Annotated in this window: 1 protein-coding gene and 1 pseudogene; both read left to right on the top strand. The window is 63.2% G+C overall.

The window, feature by feature from the left end:
- A partial coding sequence (locus ABZT49_RS29915; protein WP_355291635.1) for a flagellin occupies positions 1-848 on the top strand: 848 nt, incomplete at its 5' end.
- 875 nt (positions 849-1,723) lie between these two features.
- Positions 1,724-2,357: pseudogene (locus ABZT49_RS29910) on the top strand (flagellar hook protein); the annotation flags it as partial.

Below are 2,357 nucleotides of genomic sequence, written 5' to 3'. Positions count from 1 at the left end.
CCGGGCAGGGCTCGACGGTAGCAACGAGCACCGCCGGCGTCGTGAGCCAGACTTTCACGAAGAGCAACCTCGACGGCAAGACAATCAGCGTCAAGGTTGGAAGCGGAAACTTCACCAGTTTGACCTTCGGCACCGCTGCGGGCCAGATCTCGACCCTGAACCAGCTCAACGCCGCCCTGGCCCCGGCCAACGCGATGGCGAGCATCGACGGCACGACCGGCGCGCTGAAGATCAGCACCACGAACGAGGCGGGCGCGGACAACCTGATCCTGACGGCGACCGGCGCCGGTAACCCGTTCAGCTCCGGCAATTCGAGCGCGATCATCGGCGGTGACGGCGCGAATGCGCGCAACAACCTGGTGAACACCTATAACGGCCTGCTCAGCCAGATCGACCAGATGGCGGCGGATTCGGGCTTCAACGGCACGAACCTGCTCGCCGGCGACACCGTCAACGTCAGCTTCAACGAGCGCGGTACCTCTTCGCTCAGGGTCTCCGGTACCGCCGTTACGGCGTCCGGTCTTAACTTGGTCGCGGTCGGCCAGACCGACTTCCAGGACAGCAACTCGATCAACGATGTGGTCGCGAAGATCAACAGCGCCAACAGCGCATTGCAGAGCCAAGCCTCGACGCTGGGCGCCAACTTGGCGGTGGTGCAGAACCGGCAGGACTTCACCAAGCAGATGATCAACGTGCTCGACACGGGCGCGGCGAACCTGACCAACGCCGACCTCAACGAGGAAGCGGCGAACTCGCAGGCTCTCTCGACCCGCAACTCGCTCGGCATCTCGGCCCTGTCGCTCGCCAACCAGGCCCAGCAGGGCATCCTCCAGCTCCTGCGCGGCTGATCGCGCAAGCGGCACAGGCTCAGGCTGTCCGCCTCTGGTGTGAGAGACAGATAGCCTGAGCCTTTCGTGACTGCCGTACGCCCCTCCTCGACGCGCTGCGCGACATGCGGCCCGGCAATTCACGCCGTACGGTGCCGATCCAAAAAGAAATCCCAAGCAGACGCGCATGACGCGCGTCTGCTTGGGGTTTTTTCGTTATGCCCAATCCTGCTCGACTCGCCGCGCTCATCATCTACAGCAGACGCTGACGTCTCTCCTCGTCATCCCGGGGCTCGACGAAGTCGAGAACCCGGGATCCATACACGCTGACGGTCCCGAATAGGGCGGCCAGCTTTCCGCTCCATTCGGCGTTGTCAGCGGTTATGGATCCCGGGTTCCGCTGCGCGGCCCCGGGATGACGATGGAGAACTTCAATGCGGTCGGATCGCTCAAACAAGCCCCGATAATTTCTGCGAGTATCCCCTCTAGCGACCGTGTGTCGGTGGTTCGTGATGAATCCGCCGAACCTGATCTCGCGGGACTAGCAGCCGGATCAGTTGGCAACCAGAGCCGTGCTGCTTGCCGTGCATCACAGCGGTCTTTTTCCGAGTGGCAGTTGGTGCCCGATGGATCCCCAAACAGGCAACCAATCGCCATCTCGTGCGGGATCCAGCGACCATCCACTCTCGGTCGTACGCGCATCATGGTAACTTCAATATTAAGGTAAACCAATAAGTAGGGACATGCGACCTGCTTAACGTTTTGAAAGTCATGACCGTCGGAACCAGGGGAACGAAGGCCTTTTCAGCTTCGCAGTAAGGACCGGGCAAGGGCGAGGGGGCCAATCTGATCTCGCCTTCAAAACACGAAGGTCTCCCGATCAATAGGATCGACCAATGTCTTCCGGCATCACCCTCTCGGCCGCCACCCGCCAGAACCTCCTGTCGCTCCAGGGCACCGCCGACCTGCTGTCGACCACCCAATCACGCCTCTCGACTGGCAAGAAGGTCAATACCGCCCTCGACAGCCCGAGCAACTATTTCTCTGCTCAAGGCCTGTCCTCGCGGTCGTCGGCTCTGACGAGTCTGCTCGACGGCGTGTCGAACGGCATCCAGACGATCCAGGCCGCCAATACCGGCATCACCAAGCTGCAGGGCCTGACCGATCAGCTCAAGTCCGTCGCTCAGCAGGCCCTCTCGGCCTCCAACGCCTTCACCGCCAAGGCCAGCGTCGGCTCGACCGCCCTGCCCGGCGCCACCGCCAACAACCTCCTGTCGGTCGGCGCGACCACCGCCGTGGCCGAGACGGCGATCGGCGGCGCCACTGCCACGCAGCAGACCGCCGTCACCGGCACACTCAATGCCGCCGGCATCACCGCCATCTTCACCGCCGCCGGCGGCAGCACCGCGACCCTCTCGATCGACGGCGTCAATGTCACCCTGAACCAGGCGACCGACGGTGCAAACAGCCAGGGCGTCCTCGACGCCATCAACAACCAGCTCAAGGCTGCGGGCTCGGCCGTCACGGCGA

It is taken from the genome of Methylobacterium sp. EM32, from assembly GCF_040593685.1.
Classification (GTDB): domain Bacteria; phylum Pseudomonadota; class Alphaproteobacteria; order Rhizobiales; family Beijerinckiaceae; genus Methylobacterium.
This window is presented reverse-complemented; position numbering and strand designations above follow the sequence as displayed.